The sequence below is a fragment of the Nitrospira sp. genome (genome assembly GCA_024760545.1).
Lineage (GTDB): Bacteria > Nitrospirota > Nitrospiria > Nitrospirales > Nitrospiraceae > Nitrospira_D.
Map to the genome: position 1 here is coordinate 3,800,037 of CP060501.1, position 19,578 is coordinate 3,819,614.

Genomic DNA, 19,578 nt, shown 5'->3' on the forward strand with positions numbered 1-19,578 from the left:
GCGCTTATGCCCAGACCAATGAGTCTTTCAAAGGCGTGTTCACTGCCGAAACGAGTCTTGCATGGTCTAGCTTTCGAAGAGGTACGGAGAGGGCTGCCGTCTTCAGTGAGTACGGAAGTTGAGCAACCAGACCCGAGAGCGGAAGCAGATTGCGTGTTGTCCTGAGGACTCTCACCATGCCTTCGTGTGCCTCACGCGGTTTCAACGTAATGAATAATTCTCGAAGCGCTCCGTTTAGTTCAGTATTGGGTACCAACGGAATTTGCACACCTAGAGCATGTAAAATTGAGCGTGCTTCTTGCGTCCGTATCGACTCGAAGATTACCTCAGGTTCTGTTCGCTCTGGTTGATCTAATGCTTCTCTTAACCGTGAAATCTGATAGCGCTTGCTAAGGCGCATCACGCCTACGTACGAAGGTACTGAGCCGAGAACCGAACAAACGTGATCTTCAGCGGCAACAACATACACTTTGGCGAATACTTTGGAATATGCAGCCACTTGGCGCTCCAGCCGGCTGAGAGAATCACGTTCGGACTTAATTTCGTAAACTGTCGATGTGCCATTGAGAATCGCAACGTCAGCCTTACATTCACGTATGCGAAATTCAGTTAGCATCGAAGCATTTTTTAACCCATGTATGCCGAGCAATATATTATGAGTGAGCGCTGTCTTATAAATATATTCATGTCGATAACCTTCGCGCTTTAGTAGTGCGAACGCTGTATCGAACAGGTCCCTCACACAATCGGATCCAGGCAATGATCGACAGAGTCCAGACTGAGCTGCCAATCTCGCAAAGATAGGCGATCTGCCTTTTCTCGCCATTTCCCGGACTACTCCTGAGGAAAAGAGCCGAGAAAGTGCAGCTAATTGTTCTGACGCAATGTTGATCATAATCATAATAGTGCGCCCTCAGTGTGGCGCCTTCAGAAGAACTTTAACGCAACATACCGCAAACTCGCACTTGCTTATATCATATTGTCATTATTTTTCATAGCGTTACCAAAGCTACACGTGCAGGACTATCCTTATGTTATTGCGTTTCACAAACCGATTTCGGCTTCGAAATTGACGAGCGACGCAAAACTACGTCACTGCTCGGCATGAGGGAAGATCGGACGCATAGCAACACAGCCAACAGGTGATCATTCTAATTGCGAGCCACAATCACTTGTTGCGGAGGAACTTTGGAAATCGCTGCTGCATGGGATATCACTCATGAAGCGAATCTATGGCGCAAGTGGTATGGCAGGCCAAAGATTTGATACTCCAGCTTTTGAAATTGAATGTCCTTGAATTGATTGCGTGATATTAACCCAAGACGTTCTAGGCGCTTGCATACAAACTGGTAGCTAACTTTGGCCTTACAGTGCTTTTTAAACATAACGACCGCATCTGGAGTCCAAGTGGAAATTTTTGAAGATTGTATATCCTGAGAAAATTCAATCTCTGGATAGAGAAATTCCGCCGCAAATACTTCAGCCCCGATCTCTATCAATTCATTTTGATTGTAATCGCCGCAATTAATTTTACCTTTGTTTATATCGTCTTGGTCGCAGTAGTGGTGCTTGAGTTCGTGAATCAAGGCAAAAAGTTTAGGTTCTTCAGGTAAGTTCTTCTGAATTGCTACGGAATAGTCTGCATCGGAGCACATATATAAGGCTTTAATCTTATAAGGTAAACGGTAATAATCTATGCGGATGCTTTCCGCAGAATAAATCTTTCGCACTTCCCTCAACCCCAATGTAGCCGTAGGTATGTTGTAAAGTTCTCGTTTATGACGGGCCAAGGCCTTCATTTTTTCAAAGTATATATGGCGCTCAGACATTGGCATTACACTCTATTTATTTTTAGGGGATTTTGTAAGCCTTAGGGCGCTACGAACTTTTCGAAATTCAGCATATCGTAAAACTTCCTCAAAATCTTTCTCATTCAGACCTCCGGTAGCCGATGTTAGAGCGGCAATTCGGGCGTCATCTATTTTCTGATTGGGGAAGAAAATGGTAATCGGGACTTCAAAAAACCGGGCTAGTTGATCCAAATTCTCGGCGGTTGGCTTATAAGTCCCCGTTTCCCATCTGGATAATGTATTGGGTGGAATTTTTAGTTGGGCGGCCAAAGCTTCTTGACTTAGAGAACCTTTAGGGTATTGCTGCCTTAGCTCTCTGATTTTCCGACCAATATCCTCGTAGATATCTCCCACAATAAAATCCTCCTAAATTAGGATTATACCATCCTAATGTAGCTTGACAATGAAAAAGTTTAGTATTACTGTTACGGGACGATGAGTTCCTAAAACAGGAGTGCACTTATTTCGGACAAAAAAGGAGGGATGAAATGTCAAAACGAGGACCCGAAACTCATCATGTAGTGCATAACCCTGAAGGCGGATGGGATGTGAAGCGAGGTGGAGCCGAACGCGCCAGTAGTCACCACGACACAAAGCGTCAAGCTATCGACGAGGGCCGAGAGGTCAGCCGCAATCAGGGCACAGAGCTTCGAGTTCATAATCTCAACGGTCGAATCGGCAGCAGTGACAGCCACGGTGGTGATCCAAATCCGCCTCGCGGGTAAAAGACTTGTTCAAAATCTTTTGAGAAAGGTAATCGCAAATGCTCCAGGAAAAAGTAAGCCATCAAGCAGACGCACCCGGCCACCAAAAGTCCTTTACGATCATCGTCAACGGACGCCGCCGAACTATCACAGATCATAAGCTCACCTACATCGAGGCTGTGCATCTGGCATACCCCTGCGAGCAGCCATCCGAAACGGTTTCATTCACGGTCACCTATTCTAATCCGCACGGCAAGGACGGCTCTCTTGTTGAGGGTCAGGAAATCAAGGTTCAGGATGGGATGGTGTTAAATGTCCGTAAAACTGATCGCTCGTAGCCCCGACCTGAAGCGGCTGCAAGATGAGGGGTACGAGATTGAGGTTCGGAGCGGGTTTCTGATCGTCCGCTCCGTTCCTTACGTCACGTCAGGGAGGATGGTGGCCTTTGGCACCGTCGTCACCGACCTCGCGCTAAACGATGATATTACACAGAAGCCGCGAGATCATCAGGTGTGGTTTGCAGGTGAACAGCCATGCCACGCCACTGGCGCACCGATTACGGCGCTTGGGCCACAGCAGTGCAGACAGACTCTGTGCGATGGCGTGGTGGTGGACTTTCGCTTCTCGGCAAAGGCCGACTATCCCGATTACTACGCCAAGATTACGCAGTACGACGAAATCCTTTCCAATCCGGCGAGATCGCTGAAGCCCGCCGTGACGGCGCGGACTTTTCGTCCCATTGAAGCGTGCGAGGAAGATTCAATTTTTCTGTATGCTGATTCTGCAACCAGTCGCGCAGGCATCGTACCTGCGTCCATCAAACTCGCTATGAAGAGGATTGCCGTAGTCGGACTCGGCGGGACCGGCGCATATGTGCTGGACCTTGTCGCCAAGACGCCCGTGCATGAAATCCATCTATTCGACGGCGACCGATTCCTTCAGCACAATGCCTTCCGATCACCAGGCGCAGCGTCGCTGGATGACCTGCGACAGAACCTTTCGAAGGTTGAGTATTACACGGCGCTATACAGTCGTCTGCGTCGCGGGGTGATTCCACACCAAGAATTCATCAGCGATGAGACCATTGGCCATCTTGCCAACTTCGATTTTGTTTTCGTATGCATAGATCGTCCTACCGCTCGCAGGATGATTTCGGAGTTTCTGAAATTAAACAATATGCCGTTTATTGATGTCGGTATGGAGCTTGAGCTGATCGAAGATCAGGCAAGCCTTGTTGGAGCATGCCGGATTACACTCAGCACTCCCGGAAAGCGTGATCACTTCGCGCGCCACGTGTCGCTCGAAGGCGCAGTTGCTGAGGAGCTATATGGCACGAACATTCAGGTTGCCGATCTGAATGCACTGAACGGCGCGTTCGCCGTCTTAAAATGGAAGAAGTTCTGCGGCTTTTATCAGGATTGTTACCAGGAACACCAGTCGGTTTACGCGATTAATGCGCATCAGCTTACACGCGACGAAACGGTCACGATGTGAGACAGACTTTTCTCCGGTTGCAATTGGTAAAGTATATACCTGAGCATTTGGAAGACGGTGTTATCTATGTGTCGCAGCGATACCGAACCGCCACACATCGCTGCTGTTGTGGCTGTGGTGAGGAAGTTGTTACACCTTTTGGCCCGACCGATTGGTCATTGCAGATCGCCCATGGGGCCATAACGCTTTATCCCTCTATTGGAAATTGGAGCTTTAGGTGCCGGTCGCATTACTGGATTCGCAATAGCAAGGTGGTGTGGGCCGGGTCGATGACCAAAAGGCAGATCGAATATGGTCGTGCGCTGGACCAGCGGATGCGAGATGCATACTTCGCTAGGGCAAATAGTCAGATAGGTGGACTATTGGCAGCGCCTCCGTCACAACACAAAGGACTGGTACAGCAATCCAACTGGACCGACACATTGTCGAGAGCCTTCAAGAAATTGTTGGGCCTCTGAAACAAGTGAAGTACGTGTAAAGCCAGTCGTGGTTTACCCTCTTGGCCATACCAAGATAGGGAAAGAGCATTGAAGACTGCGTTTGATTTTTTTCTCTTCCTTCAAGGGCCATGATTCATTCGGATCATGGCCCCTTTCACTTCCTTGTTCTCGCTCACACGCCGGCCAACGCGACGATCTTCATGACATCCGTCTCGGTGTGCGCACAGCAGGGGCAATAGATGGCCCGCTGTCGGATTTCGGGAAAGACAATCTCCACGCCGAGAATCCGTAGACAACGGCGAACCGAAAGCCGGACATTCATCACCGGCTTGCCGGGTGCTAAGCGCTTCGGCGATAGCCATTCATAGGCATGAAGCAGGAGGTCGCCGATCGTGTCGACGCCTCGTTGTTTCAAATCCTGATGTGCGCGGGGGCAAAGGAGCAGACTAGCGATCGGTTGCGACGCAAAGCGGCGCACCGCGTCAGGAGGGATGCGTCGTCCCGTCCTCCGGTCCAGCATCCGTTTAGTCATGAAGCAATAGGTTGCGTCGAGGACGACACAAGTCCGTCCATCGAGAGCTGCAAAGATGTGTTGAATCAGGCTCTCGTCGCAGCGACGTTGTTCCCGAATCGAGTGACCGAGGTGGGCCGCTCGTTCCATGATGGATACACCATTGCGCGCACGGTCCCACTCGGCCTGTGCCCAGGGACTGAGCCTCGAATGGACCGAGTCAAGGGCCGCGCGCTTGGTCGGATGGTTAACAACAATATCCATGGTGAGCGTCGCCAATCGATCTTTCTGCATAATAGTGCGTCCTTCCTTCCCTTTGATATGTGGTGACTCGCGAATCCGCACGCCTCACGAACGCCCTGTACTTCATGTCGTTGCCCAGACAGCAGACGGAGGAGGCGCGTGGCGCCGTGTTGTTATGAGGAAGGACAGGTTTTGGGACCATTCCCTTGAGGTAGGATAAATTCTACACAAGAGGGAGAGTTGAAATACGTAGCACTAACGAGGGATAAATCATACATTAATTAAAATTAGTTTTTAATTAATGTGGAGCTCAAACGCGGGCATCTTGGTAGAGAAGCTTGATCTTGGCGGGGGCTACTCCCAGCCACCGCGTCTGCAGGTGTTGTGCAACGGCGAACCTGGCACCGTAGCTCGGTCTTGTGACGCGGCCACCGTGCGGGCCCTTCAGCCCAACATGCTCTGGTGAGCTTATTTCTTCGGGCAGAGCTGTAAAAAGTTGCGCCGCTTCACCAGGGTTTGGAACGGACTCGTTCCCTGGATCAAGTTGTATTTCATCAATGCGCTCTCGCATTCTTTCGGAGCCTGGGTGCCTGCTGATAAGCACAGGAGACATTCACAGGCCAGCCTGGCATCACCCTCCAAGAAGGAGGGTTTAGGCGTCGCTTGTGCCAGCGCATCATGGGCCATGATGAGGAAGCCCACTCCCACAAGGACCTCGATCCATTCGCGACTCTTCCACCAATTCATGGGCTCACCTCCGTACGACCCGGGGATATGTTCTCGACGACATGAGTCACCGGCTACCTCGTGTCCGCTCCAAGGCAGGGCTCCGTGTGACATTTGGCGCGTGATCGGTCCGGGGCGCTGTGTGATCGAACCGAGGCACGACTGGGTCCTGTGTGCCGACACGCACAGCCTCGTTCAGTTGATGCTGTTCAACGACCCCGCGAGAGTCCAGCTTGATGATCTCCCACCGATTGCGAGTCGCTGGTTGTGAAGCCGCGCCGAACAACGCGCCAGACTGATCTCGTAGCGGAACCGTCTCAGGCACGCGCTCATGTGCCTGTTGCACCAGCGCCACTGCATCACCTGGTTGCACGTTTCCCTGTTCACGGGCGCGCGCCAGATCGATGCCCCAGATCTCTCGTTCACCACGATCGGTCAGTATCTTCACGAAATAACTCTTGTCCTTCTGGACATCGTGTTCATAGTGGTCTATGCCGTAGTCCACAACGGTACCCACCACTACTCGGTCACCCTGCAATCGCGTCTTCATTTCCTGAAGGGCCGCAGCGATCATGGTGGGGGAATCCCCCCGTGCCGTCAGAATTGCTTCAAGCGTGGCCATCGCGACCTGTTGGCCGGCGCTCAGAGTCTCTTCTAGTCTTCTGACATGATCATCCGTCGCCCGATGAGGAGACGCTTCGCGTTCGACAGGCTGCTGTGCTGTCTTACGACGGACCGGGCGCGGCTCCCTGCGGTCCTCTGCTCGCGCCAAGTCGATTGCACGCGGCGTATAGCGTTCTACATCAAGTCCGGCGATTGTCGCTTGCACCCATGCTTCTGTTTTGAACTCAGGGGTGCCGTTCACCCGGACGGTGGTCCAGCCCTTCGCTTTGGCCCGGAGCACCATCCCCTGAATCACGCTTGGGTCGTCATGTTCCGTGACTAGTCTTTTCCCGTGATCAGTAAACGCAATCTTCGTGGGCTCGCCGATCGCCGTGCGGTAGTAAAATTGCTCGCCGGCTTCGATGAACCGCTTCCGCAAGGATTCGGCGGCGTCACGACGGTGATTCAGTGGTTGTTGTTCAGGATTCTCGTCCTGCATTCTGTCCGCAGGCTTCCGCTCGTCCTTCCCTTTGGTTGCTTGCTGCTCGCCCAGCCCTAGTTCATTCATCCTGTCCCTTCCTCTCTTCTATCCGTACCACTGCGGCCATATGGACGCCGGATTGTGCTCCTTCACTTCAATCTCCACCCGTCGATTCTTCGCTCGACCTTTCTTCGTCGCATTGTCGGCTACATGTTCTCCGATCGGAACGACGGTGATCTCGATTTGGTTCGGGGCATAGCCCTGGGCGATGAGATAGGCACGCGCCTTGTAGGCCCGCTGCTTGGCCGTCTCACGTTCGATCCACTGATCCTTGTCGCCGTCCGTATACCCACGCACGTGCAGACAAGGCCCACGCCTCAAGACCTGTTTCAGGTGAGCTTGCAGAGGCTTGCTGGGAAGAAACTCAGAACGCCCTGTCCGTTCAGAAACCCGGAAGATGACACTATGGCGATGCAACTCGATCTGTTCCAGTTTACTCAATTCAATGACTCGTGGCCTCCACGAGTCGATCGGCTCTTCGGATATCAAAGGTGGAGGGGAGGGCGATGGCGCTGCTGATAAGGCGATACTGCAGGTGGGGCCACCCGATGTCGAACGCTCTTCTGCACTCTGGGCCGTCTCGGTGTGTGTCAGGCTCAGATCAGGCACAGTCGGAGAGGCACCACCTTCGCGCGGTGGCGCAGCGCTCGTCGGGGGACCCTTCCACTCTGGTGAAAGGGGATTGATTTTGAGTGCTGTTTTCGTGATCGTGAGGCCAGACCGGGTTTTGCCCTTGATCATCTCCTGCTGGTGGAGTTGCACAATGGTTAGCGCGGTACTCAACTCCTGGACCTGTTGTGTCAGCGATTCCAGCTGCCGTGTGAGGAGACTCCGCTCCTGCTTTTCACGCTGGTCGCTCTTCACCCCTTCGCGGTACTGATGGATCCTCTCGTCACTATTGATGGGCACGCGAGCCGCACCGGATGGCACCACTGGCTTCTGAGCACAAGACAGCGTCGCGGTGCAGGCGAAGAGGATTACAAGATCTTGAAGCCGAGTCCGTCTTCTGATGAATATAGTCATACGTCCCTCTCTTCTCACTCTCGATCCACCAAGGACCGATCAATCTTCCCCTCTGTTCTCTGGATTCTTGCTCGTTCGGTCACGAGACTCATCTTCTCCGTCGGTCCGCTCGAGGCTCCGTGTGGCACCCCCTGCTCGATACTCACTCCGCCGTTTTCTCGTTCCACAGCAGTGACTCCTGTCTCAACCTTGTCGGTCCATTGCAGTTGGGCAACAAAGGCATCGACCAAATCGTTCACTTCTTCGAACGTCGGTGGGTCGCGCGGAACGACCGGCGGCAGGGTGGTCAGATCTATCGCCAGCTTCGACACGTCGATCGGCTCATCAGGTTGTACTGGACGTACCCGTCGTTCGGCTTTGGCGCGATGGAGTTCCAGGTCGAGCCTGGGAATCTCCACGGACAGCTCCCGACTCACGAAGGCCGCCTCTTCGAGTTCAGCTTGGGTTGGCATCCGCTTCCCGACCGAGGCGAGGGATGGACTGATGCGCTTCAACCGATCGACGAAGATCAGATCGGCATAGAACCGTGCCTTGTCGCAGAGGATCGGCTTCGTATGCATCAGGTTGATAATCGCCCGCTGGTCTCCGAGTTCCTTCACTTCCTGTGGCAGCAACAGAGGCCGAGCCTGTTCCGAGCGAGTGGAACTGGACGAGGCCTGTTTGCCGTTGCCCCAGGCGAGTGGTCGGCTCGTGCCGGTCGAGATCGCGTCGGCCGTGTACGTGCCGAGCATCTGGGAATAGTACTGTGCGTCTCGTTGTTCGCGAGGCGCAAAGAGGATCTGGCAGGCGTGGTTCGTGACGAAGGTGCGGGCATCCTTTTCACCATAGACCGATTCGAGCTGGGAGAGGCTCTGAATGATCGGCAGCAGACGCAGATTGTAGCCGGCTATGAAGCCGACGGCCTTTGCGAGAATGTTAACCCGCCCAATGGCGGGGAACTCATCGAGGATCACGAGGCACTGGTACTTCAAGCGGGGATTCGTCGCGGGCAAGTCGACGGTGTTGTAATGAATCAATTGGGAGAAGAACAGGTTGACCAGCAACGCCGCATCGCTGAGCCGATTGGCCGGAATGCCGACATAGATCGACATCCGCTGCGCGCGCACCTGTTTCAGGTCGAAGTCCGTTGCACTCGTTGCCGCATCGACGATGGGATTACTAAAGATTGTGAGTGGAGCGGTCAGGGTGGCGAGGATCCCCGCCATGGTATTTTCGCTGGTGGCACAGAACCGGTGCAGGGCCGCCCTACAGTCGTCGCTCAGGGGGGCGTCACTCTTGGCCCGGGTGCCGATGAGATCTTGCAGATAGTCCTTAATGGGCTGCCCCTTGCCGGAAGCCTGCCGGAGCACTTCCCCGAGACTGCACTGTAAAGACGGTGTTTCCATCACGTAGAGAGTCAGTCCGAGAAAGAGGTTGCGAGCGGACTCGTTCCAGAAGGCATCCTTGATCTGCTCCGTCGGATAGAGCACTTGCCCGATGGCTTGGATCTCGCCCACTCGCCGATTCGGGTCGCGATCGACAGCATCCAATGGATTCCAGCGATGGGTCTGGCCGTCCGCGCCAAAGGGATTGAACAGGAATACTTGATGTCCATGCGCCTGTCGGAACTTCGACGTGTAGGCGAAGTTTTCCATTTTGATGTCCAAGACCACGACCGAATCATCGTAGTTGAGCAGGTTCGGCAATACGATGCTCACGCCTTTTCCCGATCTGGTCGGCGCGGCCAGCAACACGAATTCCTGGCCTCCATAGACCAAGTACCGCCGCCCGACTTTTCCGATGATCAAGCCACGCTCTCCATAGAGCCCGGCGTGCTGAATCTCACCATGAGACGCAAAGCGCGCCTCGCCATGGAGCGGCTTACGCCTATTCGTGAAGGACACCACGAGCAGCGCCGGGAGGCCGAATACGGCGAATCCTCCGAGTGCGGCGGAAAATTGCAGCCGCTTGCGTTGAATCGGATCCTCTCCATAGGCTCGCCAGGAGTCCGGCCAGCGGCTCAGGGAAAGGTCGTCGGGCATCTGCTTGTTGGTAAGCGAGAAGACAGCGCCGGCGAGGGCATCTGCTCCGCAGAGCCCAAGCGGGAGATAGAGCAAAAAGGCCACCGCGATCCGCATGCTTTTGCGTGACATCGGTTCCTCTATGCCCTCAACAAGGTTGCTTCTCCGAATCGCGCCACAAGTTTCGCGATCGGGTCATAATGGACTTCCTCCACGTAGCGCTCCTTCTTGGTTGGCCGTCCTTCCTCGTCGTAGTGATTCTGCGCGACCACATGGAGAATCACGTCGATGGTTAAGGCCACCAGACGCTTAAGGGCTGGCACATCATACGTTGCCGCCTGTTCATGTTCTTTGCACATGAAGACATAGCGTTCGGCCGCCAGAGCACAGGACTCTGCATGGTAGGAAGTGATCGAGCCACTGTGGCCGGTGGTGAGGAGTTTGAGGAAGTCGAACGCCTCTCCTCCGCGCAACTCGGCGAGGAACACCCGGTCCGGCTTCATGCGGAGCGTGGAAGCAATCAACTCCGATGGTGTGATCGTGGCCGCCCCTTGCCCTCCTTTGGTGTACAAGAGATGCACCCGGTTGCCGTGCTGGGGGAGCAACAGTTCGCGCACATCTTCGATCGTGATCAGCCGTTCCTGCTCCGGGACCACCTGACAGATCGATTTCATGAGCGTAGTTTTTCCGGAGCCTGTGTCCCCCACGACGGCAATATTCTTTTTCGCCAGCACAGCCGCACGAATGAACAGACCCAATTGACGAGTGGCGAGATAGTCCACCAACTGACGTTCGCCTGGGTCGAGCTCGGCGGCGCGACAGTCCAGGGTCGCCGCCTTGGCCCAGACATAGCGGTTGAAAGCTCCTTCCGTTTCATATTCACCCAATGTCTTGATCCAGGCGCTGGGGCGGCGGATCGAGATCGACAGGGTTCCCACTTCCACCGCGGGTGGCAGCACGATTTGCACCCGTTCCCCATCCGGCAACATGGCGGAGAGAATCGGGTGGTGTGGTCCGATCTCTTGCTCGGTCGCAGTCGCGATGGCCGTGGCGAGCGCGGTTAATCGATCGAGGGTTAGGTCCGGTGAGTGGTGATGCTGCCAGGCTGCGCCGACCTCGATATAGACTTCCTGTGGACGATTGACGACGATCTCGGTCGCGCCGGGCAGCGCGAAGTACCGCAGCAACGGTCGTAGCAACTCGCGCACCATCGTGTCGTGCGCGAGCAGGTCAGTGGGGATGCAGTTCATAGACGGTGCTGAAATCCATATCCCGCGCGACGAAGATGGTCCCGCGGTCGCCCTGATTCTTGTAGAGCGTGGGTTTGATGTTGATGGTGGATTGGAGGATGAGTTCCGCCATGCGGTTCCCGGTCGTGGCAGAATGTTGATAGATCCCGAGGCTCTGTGCACCGCTGGTGTTCGCCTGCGCCGCCGTGGCCAAACCGATCCCATCCTGTACGAGCGAGAGAAGAAAGGCCGCGCCGAGCCGGTCCCACCAATGGTTGTCCACGATGCCGACCAACCCTGAGGTGCCGAGCGCGTCGGCGGCGGGCGAATTCAAATTGATCACGACGCCCGTCGGCGTTTTGACTCTCGTCCAGAGGAGGAAGAGACGGCGCTGGCCCTGCGCCATCGTCGCGGCATATTCGCCGACTGCTTCCGATCCTCGTTCCAAGAGGACGACGCGGCCGTTGTCACTATAGACATCGCTGTTCAAGACACAGCTCGCCATGCCGGCGACTTCATTGATCATCCGGACGGTCAAGGCACAGTCGATAGTCCGTCCTTTGGGAAGGATCAGGTTGCGATCACCCAAGAGACCGGCTTGGACTTTTGGTGTGTCCGATGGCGTCAGGAGCCCACCGATGGGACCGGCTCCGCTGGCCGCGGGACCGGGTGGCGCCGCGAGACCGACGCTCGTCACTCCAATCGAAGGGCCGCTGGCTCCGCCCATGTACCCAATCGACGCTGGCGTCGAACTTCCTGTGTCTGTCGCCGTGCTGACAGGCATCGCTGGGCCACCCAACAGGCTCTCGGAGCCCGCGTCCGGCTGTCTCGCACCGTTGAGAAGCTCGCGCACTAAGGAGATGGCCGCGTCTGGTCCGGTTCCCGCGTGTTGAGTCCGGGGAATGTCTGAAGCAGGGGAGTTCGTCACAATGATTTCCCCACCGAAGCGACTGGAAGAGCGACTGCCAAGTGAGGGGTTGCCTTGTGCCGTGTCAGGAGCAAGTGTTATTGCTTGGCTTTCGTCACCCATTGCTCTGCCGCGGGTCGAGCGCGTCACATGATCTGCGGACGCAACAAGCGACGTGATGGTCGGTTGCAGGAGTGCGGTGGTGTGTTGAGGTGGCAGGGGATCGGTGTCGAAGACCCGCTTCAGTCCGACCTGGGCGGGTTTGTTCTCCACCTTCGCTGCCCGTTCTTCCTCTGTGGCCTCCGCCTTGCGTTTCGCGCTCCAGGTATTGGCTGCGAAGACGAGCCCCACCACGACCGTGATGGCCATCACGACAAGAAACGCCACGCGCGCCGCTGTCTCGTTCCTGCCACCGGCGTGATGGTTGACCGACACAATTCCATCGACGATGTGAGGCTTCTCAGCTTGCTCTCTTGACTCGTGTGGTTGTTCCATCCTCGTTCCTTCAGCGCAGCGTCCTGGTGATTCCAGAGACAGTGGTTCCCTCGATGGCGGGCACCCCGGTCTTGTCGTAGGCGTCATTCCAAATGCCGACCACGGCGTCGCCCAAGCGCAACACAAACCGCCGCCCCATCCGCTGCACGACGGCGAGGTCTTTCTCCATGTGGAAATTGATGCGGGTTTCTTCACCCAACGGCGAGAAGTAGAAGATGGCGGGGATCTCGCGATTGGGAGGAAAGAGAAAATAGGTGAAGCGGCCGTCATCGAATACGAGCGCCGGCGCGATATCGTCGCCTCCCGGGAGCACCTCCATCGAATAGGACCAATTGCGCGGTTCAGGCGTGAAGGCGTCCAACCGCTCGGCGAGGACGTCGGCCTTGTCGCGAGCTTGTTTTGCGCGATGGGCCGAGGCTTGCATCGCCGACATGGCGGCAGGGTGTGACGAAGTCAGCGGATACCGGAAAATGACGCGGTACATCGGCTCATCTTTTCCACGCTGCCCCTGCCCGGTGTTCTGCTTCCGTCCGATACGCTGGTCTCCCACGACGGTGAACTCTAGGCTGTAGTCCCGCTTGTCTGTACGGATTTCCAGATTGTTGTGCGTCGCATGGTCTTTGGGCTTGATCCAGACCTGATTGGTCCCGATATCGGCCCTGATGCACCATTCTGCTTCCGGCTTCGCACAGTCCGCGAGAAAGCCGCTGCCGGCGATGACGATGCGTTCGTCGACTCCCAGTACAATGCGCGTGACGACACCACGGCGCACCGTGACGCGGGTCACTTCATCACGTTGATAGGTCACGTAACGCACGCGCTGATCTCCGTCGCCAGGCTCCGGGACCTCCGCCGCGTCCGGTGAGGCTCCTGAACAGAGAAGGACGACGGCGAGCCATACCGTGATCGACCCTGTGTGTTTGTTCATGACGTGCATGACCAGACTCTCCCTATTTCTTCTCCGCCATCGACAGGACCGACATCGTCGGCGTGATCGTCCCGATTTCCGCGTCCACACGATAGCCCGTCACTTTGTAGCCCAGCGGGTTCTGGATCAGATCCTTTTCCTGTCCCTTCATCGTGTGGCGGTACTCGAAGGAGACCGTCGCGATGAAATACTGTGGGGGCTCAAGGCTCTGAGCGTCGAGCCGCTTCACCGTCTTTTCAAATCGCACCGTGGCCTTCGGTCCAATCGAATCGCTCTGAACGGTCACGCTCAAGACATTCACGCGCCATTCGATGCCGGTCCCTAGCTGTTTATCGCGGGCGTGGACACCGTCAAAGAGGCTCGCATAGTCGCGACCGATTTCATCCGTACTCATTGCCAAGACCTGGTCGTAGTCGGCTTGGAGTAGCCGGTACGAGTAGGATTCTCGGGCGATCACGTATTTTTGCGTCCAATGTTTATCGAGCAATTCCTGATACCCCAGCACGGTCCGATCATCCGCCGCGCTCACCAGCTCCACGTTGCCGGTGGCGCGATCGATTGCGAAGACATAGGGCACGGTGGTTTTGAACGGAGCCAGACAGGCGATGCCTATTCCCAGGAGCAAAGCCATGGCGCAGGAGGTGCCCGCGACCCACCAGGCCTTTCGTTCGGACGCCTCTAGCCTCAGTCGCCAGTCGGTATCCCAGTCGCGACCCTGATCATAGAATTGCGGTTCGTCCGCTACATTCACGAGTGAGGAATCCGTCTTGTTTGTCATCTCAGCCACTTTCTTGTCCTCTGTCTGATGGGCAGGACTAGGGCGTCCAGGGAGCCATGTGGTCGAAGGTCCGGGACGTGCCGGGGGCCAACATCTTAAGCACTCGTTCTTGCTGTTCCTGTTGCGCGGCTTTTTCTTCTGCCTCGATCATGGATTTCATCGTCAGGATGCGGTTCGTGTCGTTGCTCACCTGGGCCTGCTCCGCTGCGATCCGGCCATTGAGTTCCAGAATCCCTTTTTCGTCCTCGGTCTGATTGATGCGAGTCGTCAAAGCCCGGATCTGCTGCATACGGCCGAGCAGCATCTGATAGGTGTTCGCGTAATAGGCCTGACTTTGGGGCGTCTGGTTAAGCATGTTTTGACAGATGCGCAGGGCATCACCGGTCTTGCCTTCGCAGTTATAGATCATGCGATTGTGACGGATGATCTGCGCCGCCGCGGTAAGGCCCTGAACCCCACCAAACCGAATCGCATGGTAGACAGCGTTGACGTCGGAGGGGACGACTCCGGCCAAGGTCAGATTGTTCAAGAGACTCCCCATGTTGCGGGAACCCATAATCGCGTGAATTTGCTGGTCGGCTTGGAGGATCTGTTGCTGCATTTGCTGAAACTGTTGTATCCACGCGAGGGCTTGCACGATGGATTGCACGAGATTTGCCGTGTCGATGACGGGAATTCCCGTGGTGTGGGCTTTCGACGTTGGACTCACGACGATCATCAGGGCAATGCCGATCGCTATCACTGTGCGTTTCATGCGGGACATGGTTTACTCCTTAGGCGAGACGCTGTTGCGTAACCGCTCCAACGAGGCCCGTTGATAGAGGTCACTCCCTGGCTGGTTCCTCACGGCAGGCAGTGCGCTCAGCAGGGCGCGAGCCACCGCGGTTCGCGGTCCACTTAAGGAACCCCCGGTGGAGGCCATGGCTGATGGGATCAACCGACTCAGACCGGATGTGACGCCGTGCAGTAGAACCATTCCACTCCTGGTGGCATCACCGGCTGGGTTTCCCAACGAGAGGCCTCCGGCCAAACTCGCCCCCAGCGACGCGACGTGCAGCAAGACATAGGCGGCGGTGATGGAGAGAAACAGCAGGCCGACGACATCCGCCAGAATGGAGGAGACAGAATAGGCCTGCAGCACATGCAGACAGGCATTTCGCAGAAGGCTCGCGAGAAAGGTGATGACCGCCATGATGAGGATATTCGTAAAGACCGCGACCAGCGAGCTGGACAGCCAGTTCTCCGCATAGCGCTGCGTGACCGGAAACATCGCGCAGAAGATGAAGGCGGGTCCGACCGAGAGCAGCAGGGCGAGGCTCACTTTCGCGACGAGAAAGAGCCCCATCGCGACAAAGGCCATTACGATCGAAGCCGTGGCGCAGATTGCGCCCGCGATAAACAGTGAGAATTGCGGCATCAGTCCAGAACTTGCTTCTGTGAACAGGGTTTCCATGAGCGTCGTAAAAGGGTCCGCCATCTGATCAATGGTCCCTCCCATCGACAGGACTCCACCAAAGGCGGAGGCAAAGGCCTCTTGAATCCCGTCTAACCCTTCTTTCACGAGGCTCCGATACTGCGGGCCGTTCACCGTGAGCCCGGTGATGAGCGCTACGCGAAACCACCGCCACACAAGCGCGGTAACCGGTTCATGCACGTCGCCGCGCAACACCTGGAAGCCGGTCCACATCACATAGAGCGTCACCGCCGTCACTGCGATCGGTGTGAGCACTCCGATGACGGCATCGCTGGAGGTCACGACGTAGCGGTCCAGCGCGTTGTTGACCGACTGCTCGATGTAGGTCGCCATCCCCATAAGTGTCCTCTACGTAGCTTTTCTCCCGTTCTCACGCCGGAGGCGTTTCCGTTCCGTGATACGCTCATGGAACAGGGGCAGCCAGACTGTGGGATCATCACCCACTTCGGCTCGGATCTGGTCCAACAACGCCACGTTGTCCGTCGTGCCGGATAGGACATTCAATAGATCCGGCATGCTGCCCAGGTCGAATTGCACGATCGCGGAGCTGTGGCCCTGCTTCACGAGAAACAGGCGGCTCGCTTCCCCGAGATTCTTAATGATGTGAAATTCCGCCTCCGTGACTTTGAACCCCTCCACATAGTCCTCCCGGTCGGCGCGAGGATTGGGCAAGAAGATCTGCGTCACGCTCTGTTCGACCATTGTTTTCCCGATCGGATGTCCCAGCACGTCCGAAGGCGATTGCGTCACGAAGACGCCGAGGCCGGATTGTTTTCGAATGGTCTTCTGTTTGTTGAAGGCGAAGTCCGCGAACACCGGATCTTGCAACGGCTTCCAGAATTCCTCCATGACATAGATGAAGGGCTCGCCCGTGATCAGCCGTTCGGTCAGATGGAGCAGATAGGCCATGATCGGGGTTCGAACTTCGGGATCATCCAGAAAGTCTGTATAGTCGTATCCGAATAATCGTGCATGGCTGGTATTGTGAGTCTCCTGCGGATTGTCGAATGCCCAACCCAGCGAGTGACCGCGGGTCCAACGCTTCAACCTCGCCCGCACACTCTGGTCGCCAGTCGCCGATAGGTTCTGGCGGAGGAGGGACAGACAACGCAGGTCCGGTGAGACTGCCTCACTCATCACCGTCTGCACGGCATGGCTGATCTCGGTTTGCTCCTTCGCGGTGAGCCGTGGAATCTCGTCACCAGCCTGTTTGACAAGTTGCGCCACCAGCTGTTCGCAGAATTGCCAATTCTGAGGGTTGGGTTTGAGCTGAAAGGGATTGAAGCCGGTCGGTCTTCCGCGTTTCAGGGACTCATACTTCCCGCCCATCGCCCGAATGCCGATCTCCGCGCCGCGATCTTTGTCGAAGACCACGCAGCGGAGGCCCTGGTACTTGGTGGCGAAGGCCAGGAGGGACAATTCAAGCGCGGTCTTGCCCACACCCGTGCTGCCGCAGATAAATGTATTGCCGGGATACTTTTCATCGCGTGAATCCCGATCTTCCGGTGACACGTGGAAGTTGAAATAGTAGGGCTGTCCGCTCGGAGTCTTGAACAGGGCCAAGGCTTCGCCCCAGGGATTGCCGGCTCGTTTGCCACGCGCAAAGTTGTGAAAGGGACTGAGGCAGACAAAGTTGCGGCTCGTGATCACAGCCTCGCGTGGCCGCAGACTCCAGTTGCCAGGGATCTGTGCAAACCAGGCACATTCGGGGATCACGTCGACCCGCGCCATCTTGAAACCCGGCCCATCCTGAAATGTGGCCCGGGCATCGGCGAGAGCGGTGCTCACCGATTCCAGCGTGTTGCCGAAGATCGCCAGGCTGTAATGGTACTGGCCTAGATCGATGAGCCCACTCTGCAGATCATCCGCGGCCTGGTCCATCTGTTCGATCTCGCGCGTCGCCGCGTCTTCCGACGCGATCAAATGCCCTTTCTGGGTGGCGAGCGACTTCAGAGCCGCGCGTTTGTTAAGGCATGAGAAGCTCTGGGTTTCGATGTACTCGGCATCGCTATAGAGGAGGCCGTTATTCATGCCCGGCTCGGAGAACGGCGGGTATTCCTGCATGTCGAGAAACCCGGCGAATTTCCGCTCGCGTGGGTGCCAGATTTCCATCATGCCCGTCCGGTCGCCGAAGTGCAGGCGTGAAGTGGGAAGATACGAGGCCAGCGGTGCCCGGCGCAGGGCGATTTCCTCCCAGACTCCATTGATGAGGTAGCTGAGAAAGGCCAGCTGGTCAGAGTACACGATGTCCTGTTTCGTATAGGTTCCCAAGCGTGTGGGCCCATAGCGACTCAGACTCGCTTCGAGCTGTTTGCCCATGTCTTCCAGGATGGTCAGCTGTGCGGTTTCCTGCTCTCGTCGTTGCGCCAGGGTGCGCGTGGACATCCGAGTGAAGAAGCTCGTGATCTTGGAAGGAAACGGTCGGTACAGCAGGGACAGGTACAACTCCGTCGCCATTTGCCGATGCTGAGTGAAGGACTGATAATAACGGTCTGTCAGGCTTTGGCAGAACGGATTGGGCGAGGTGCCATGCAACCGCTCAGTGACGACTCGTCGAATTTTATGAGACCAGACGGCAAAGGATCCGCCGCCCAAGGATCGGAGAAACTGGTGCAGCGCTTCTTTGCGTAGCAGGACTTCTGAACGGTCCGCTGTTTCGAACGTGATCCCTTCCAGTTTCCAACAGGCCAGGTATTCCCCACCGGTCAATGTGATGACGGTGGGCGTGATCGCCGTCCCCAGCGGGATATAGTCACTCGCGGGAATCTGCGCGGACGCGGCTTTCGTGAGGGCGGCTCTGGTTCTCATCAACATAGGTCTATTGACACTCAACTCTTCCACTGTGATCGTCTGGTCTTCCATGACAGGGGGCCATAGGAAATAGCGCCCCACGTCGCTCGACTCGGTCCGTGACGGAGTCGCATCCGCGCCCGCATCATCACTTGGCGCAAGCGCTGATCGTCCGTCTTCGTCGTCTGGCGCATCCAGAGCACGAGGGGAATCGCGATCAAAACGAGACCCAACGAGAGGTAGCCGCTCACGAGGTAGTACAGCCAGACCGCCAACAGAAGGGTCAGGCCACCGATCAGAATCAGCGGCATGATCGGCACGCCGCCCAACATCGCGGGCCTCGTGCAGCCGGTGAAGATGGGATCGCGAAACTGGTCCATGCTAGTTGATCAACCAGGCCGCGATCCCCGCAGCGCCGCCTACCAAGATTCCGCCAATCACGACGTTACTCACGTCGGACCATTGGGCATGACTGAAGGCCATCTTGAATCCAGCCCACATGATGGCGACGGTAAAGAGTGTCACCGCCACACTCGTCAGGACCGTTTGCACATTCTGCATCACCGTATTGACCTTGGTGATCTGAGCCCAGGCAGGGTCCGATTCCAACAGGAGGGCCACACCGAGTAGCCACGAGGCGGTGGCGATCAAACGCCCATTCCCTTGGCTGATCCCTCTCAAGCTCCCTATCCCTGACGTCCTGTCCTTTGACTCATCCGCTCCCGTCTTCACGTCTTCCATCTTTTCCTTCCTTTCTATGAAGTGACATCCGTGGCGAACATGCATACCTTTCTGTGCTCGCTCTAATCGCCAAACGGGGGTGACATGTAGTGAGGTTCACA

The 19,578-nt window shown here is 56.2% G+C and carries 20 protein-coding genes; 3 read left to right on the forward strand and 17 right to left on the reverse strand.

Features of this window, described 5'->3' with window-relative positions; genetic code table 11:
* Positions 1 to 4: 4 nt before the first annotated feature.
* The 3 genes from H8K03_17935 to H8K03_17945 form a co-directional block, all read right to left on the reverse strand.
* Positions 5 to 895 (reverse strand): sce7726 family protein, encoded by an 891-nt coding sequence (locus H8K03_17935; GenBank protein ID UVT22536.1) that lies wholly within the window; start codon positions 893 to 895, stop codon positions 5 to 7.
* Between the two features lie 322 nt (positions 896 to 1,217).
* On the reverse strand, positions 1,218 to 1,829 hold the full coding sequence (locus H8K03_17940) for an ImmA/IrrE family metallo-endopeptidase (GenBank protein ID UVT19648.1): 612 nt from the start codon (positions 1,827 to 1,829) through the stop codon (positions 1,218 to 1,220).
* 12 nt (positions 1,830 to 1,841) lie between these two features.
* On the reverse strand, positions 1,842 to 2,204 hold the full coding sequence (locus H8K03_17945) for a helix-turn-helix transcriptional regulator (protein UVT19649.1): 363 nt from the start codon (positions 2,202 to 2,204) through the stop codon (positions 1,842 to 1,844).
* Between the two features lie 134 nt (positions 2,205 to 2,338).
* Here H8K03_17945 and H8K03_17950 point away from each other — a divergent pair, with 134 nt between their 5' ends.
* From H8K03_17950 to H8K03_17960, 3 genes are read left to right on the forward strand one after another with little or no spacing between them, the layout of a single operon-like run.
* On the forward strand, positions 2,339 to 2,575 hold the full coding sequence (locus H8K03_17950; GenBank protein UVT19650.1) for a DUF2188 domain-containing protein: 237 nt from the start codon (positions 2,339 to 2,341) through the stop codon (positions 2,573 to 2,575).
* 38 nt (positions 2,576 to 2,613) lie between these two features.
* Complete coding sequence (locus H8K03_17955; protein UVT19651.1) at positions 2,614 to 2,892, forward strand: multiubiquitin domain-containing protein; 279 nt, start codon at positions 2,614 to 2,616, stop codon at positions 2,890 to 2,892.
* Positions 2,867 to 4,048: a ThiF family adenylyltransferase gene (locus H8K03_17960; protein ID UVT19652.1), complete on the forward strand. Its 1,182-nt coding sequence runs from the start codon at positions 2,867 to 2,869 to the stop codon at positions 4,046 to 4,048. The genes H8K03_17955 and H8K03_17960 overlap by 26 nt, the downstream gene beginning before the upstream one ends.
* A 612-nt stretch (positions 4,049 to 4,660) precedes the next feature.
* On the opposite strand, the gene H8K03_17965 is transcribed toward H8K03_17960, so the two are convergent.
* From H8K03_17965 to H8K03_18030, 14 genes are all read right to left on the reverse strand, one after another.
* Entirely contained in the window at positions 4,661 to 5,293 is a 633-nt protein-coding gene (locus tag H8K03_17965; GenBank protein UVT19653.1) for a hypothetical protein, read from the reverse strand.
* 417 nt (positions 5,294 to 5,710) lie between these two features.
* On the reverse strand, positions 5,711 to 5,989 hold the full coding sequence (locus H8K03_17970) for a conjugal transfer protein TrbM (protein UVT19654.1): 279 nt from the start codon (positions 5,987 to 5,989) through the stop codon (positions 5,711 to 5,713).
* 46 nt (positions 5,990 to 6,035) lie between these two features.
* Positions 6,036 to 7,139 carry a hypothetical protein gene (locus H8K03_17975; protein UVT19655.1) on the reverse strand — a complete coding sequence of 368 codons (1,104 nt, stop codon included), beginning with the start codon at positions 7,137 to 7,139 and terminating at the stop codon, positions 6,036 to 6,038.
* An 18-nt stretch (positions 7,140 to 7,157) separates the two neighbouring features.
* Complete coding sequence (locus tag H8K03_17980) at positions 7,158 to 8,135, reverse strand: hypothetical protein (protein ID UVT19656.1); 978 nt, start codon at positions 8,133 to 8,135, stop codon at positions 7,158 to 7,160.
* 14 nt (positions 8,136 to 8,149) lie between these two features.
* Positions 8,150 to 10,267, reverse strand: a complete 2,118-nt coding sequence (locus H8K03_17985) for a type IV secretory system conjugative DNA transfer family protein (protein ID UVT19657.1) — start codon at positions 10,265 to 10,267, stop codon at positions 8,150 to 8,152.
* An 8-nt stretch (positions 10,268 to 10,275) separates the two neighbouring features.
* Entirely contained in the window at positions 10,276 to 11,385 is a 1,110-nt protein-coding gene (gene virB11, locus H8K03_17990) for a P-type DNA transfer ATPase VirB11 (GenBank protein UVT19658.1), read from the reverse strand.
* Positions 11,366 to 12,766, reverse strand: coding sequence for a type IV secretion system protein VirB10 (gene virB10 / locus H8K03_17995; protein UVT19659.1), 1,401 nt, complete (start codon positions 12,764 to 12,766; stop codon positions 11,366 to 11,368). The genes virB11 and virB10 overlap by 20 nt, the downstream gene beginning before the upstream one ends.
* A 10-nt stretch (positions 12,767 to 12,776) precedes the next feature.
* Entirely contained in the window at positions 12,777 to 13,703 is a 927-nt protein-coding gene (locus H8K03_18000; GenBank protein ID UVT19660.1) for a TrbG/VirB9 family P-type conjugative transfer protein, read from the reverse strand.
* A 13-nt stretch (positions 13,704 to 13,716) separates the two neighbouring features.
* A complete protein-coding gene (locus tag H8K03_18005; protein UVT19661.1) occupies positions 13,717 to 14,472 on the reverse strand; it encodes a type IV secretion system protein VirB8 in 756 nt (251 codons plus the stop codon).
* Positions 14,473 to 14,509: 37 nt separating this feature from the next.
* Entirely contained in the window at positions 14,510 to 15,235 is a 726-nt protein-coding gene (locus tag H8K03_18010; protein UVT19662.1) for a type IV secretion system protein, read from the reverse strand.
* A 3-nt stretch (positions 15,236 to 15,238) separates the two neighbouring features.
* Positions 15,239 to 16,285 carry a type IV secretion system protein gene (locus H8K03_18015; GenBank protein UVT19663.1) on the reverse strand — a complete coding sequence of 349 codons (1,047 nt, stop codon included), beginning with the start codon at positions 16,283 to 16,285 and terminating at the stop codon, positions 15,239 to 15,241.
* Between the two features lie 9 nt (positions 16,286 to 16,294).
* A complete protein-coding gene (locus tag H8K03_18020) occupies positions 16,295 to 18,754 on the reverse strand; it encodes a VirB4 family type IV secretion/conjugal transfer ATPase (GenBank protein UVT19664.1) in 2,460 nt (819 codons plus the stop codon).
* A 20-nt stretch (positions 18,755 to 18,774) separates the two neighbouring features.
* Complete coding sequence (locus H8K03_18025; GenBank protein ID UVT19665.1) at positions 18,775 to 19,116, reverse strand: VirB3 family type IV secretion system protein; 342 nt, start codon at positions 19,114 to 19,116, stop codon at positions 18,775 to 18,777.
* A 1-nt stretch (position 19,117) separates the two neighbouring features.
* Entirely contained in the window at positions 19,118 to 19,477 is a 360-nt protein-coding gene (locus H8K03_18030; protein ID UVT19666.1) for a TrbC/VirB2 family protein, read from the reverse strand.
* Positions 19,478 to 19,578: the final 101 nt, after the last annotated feature.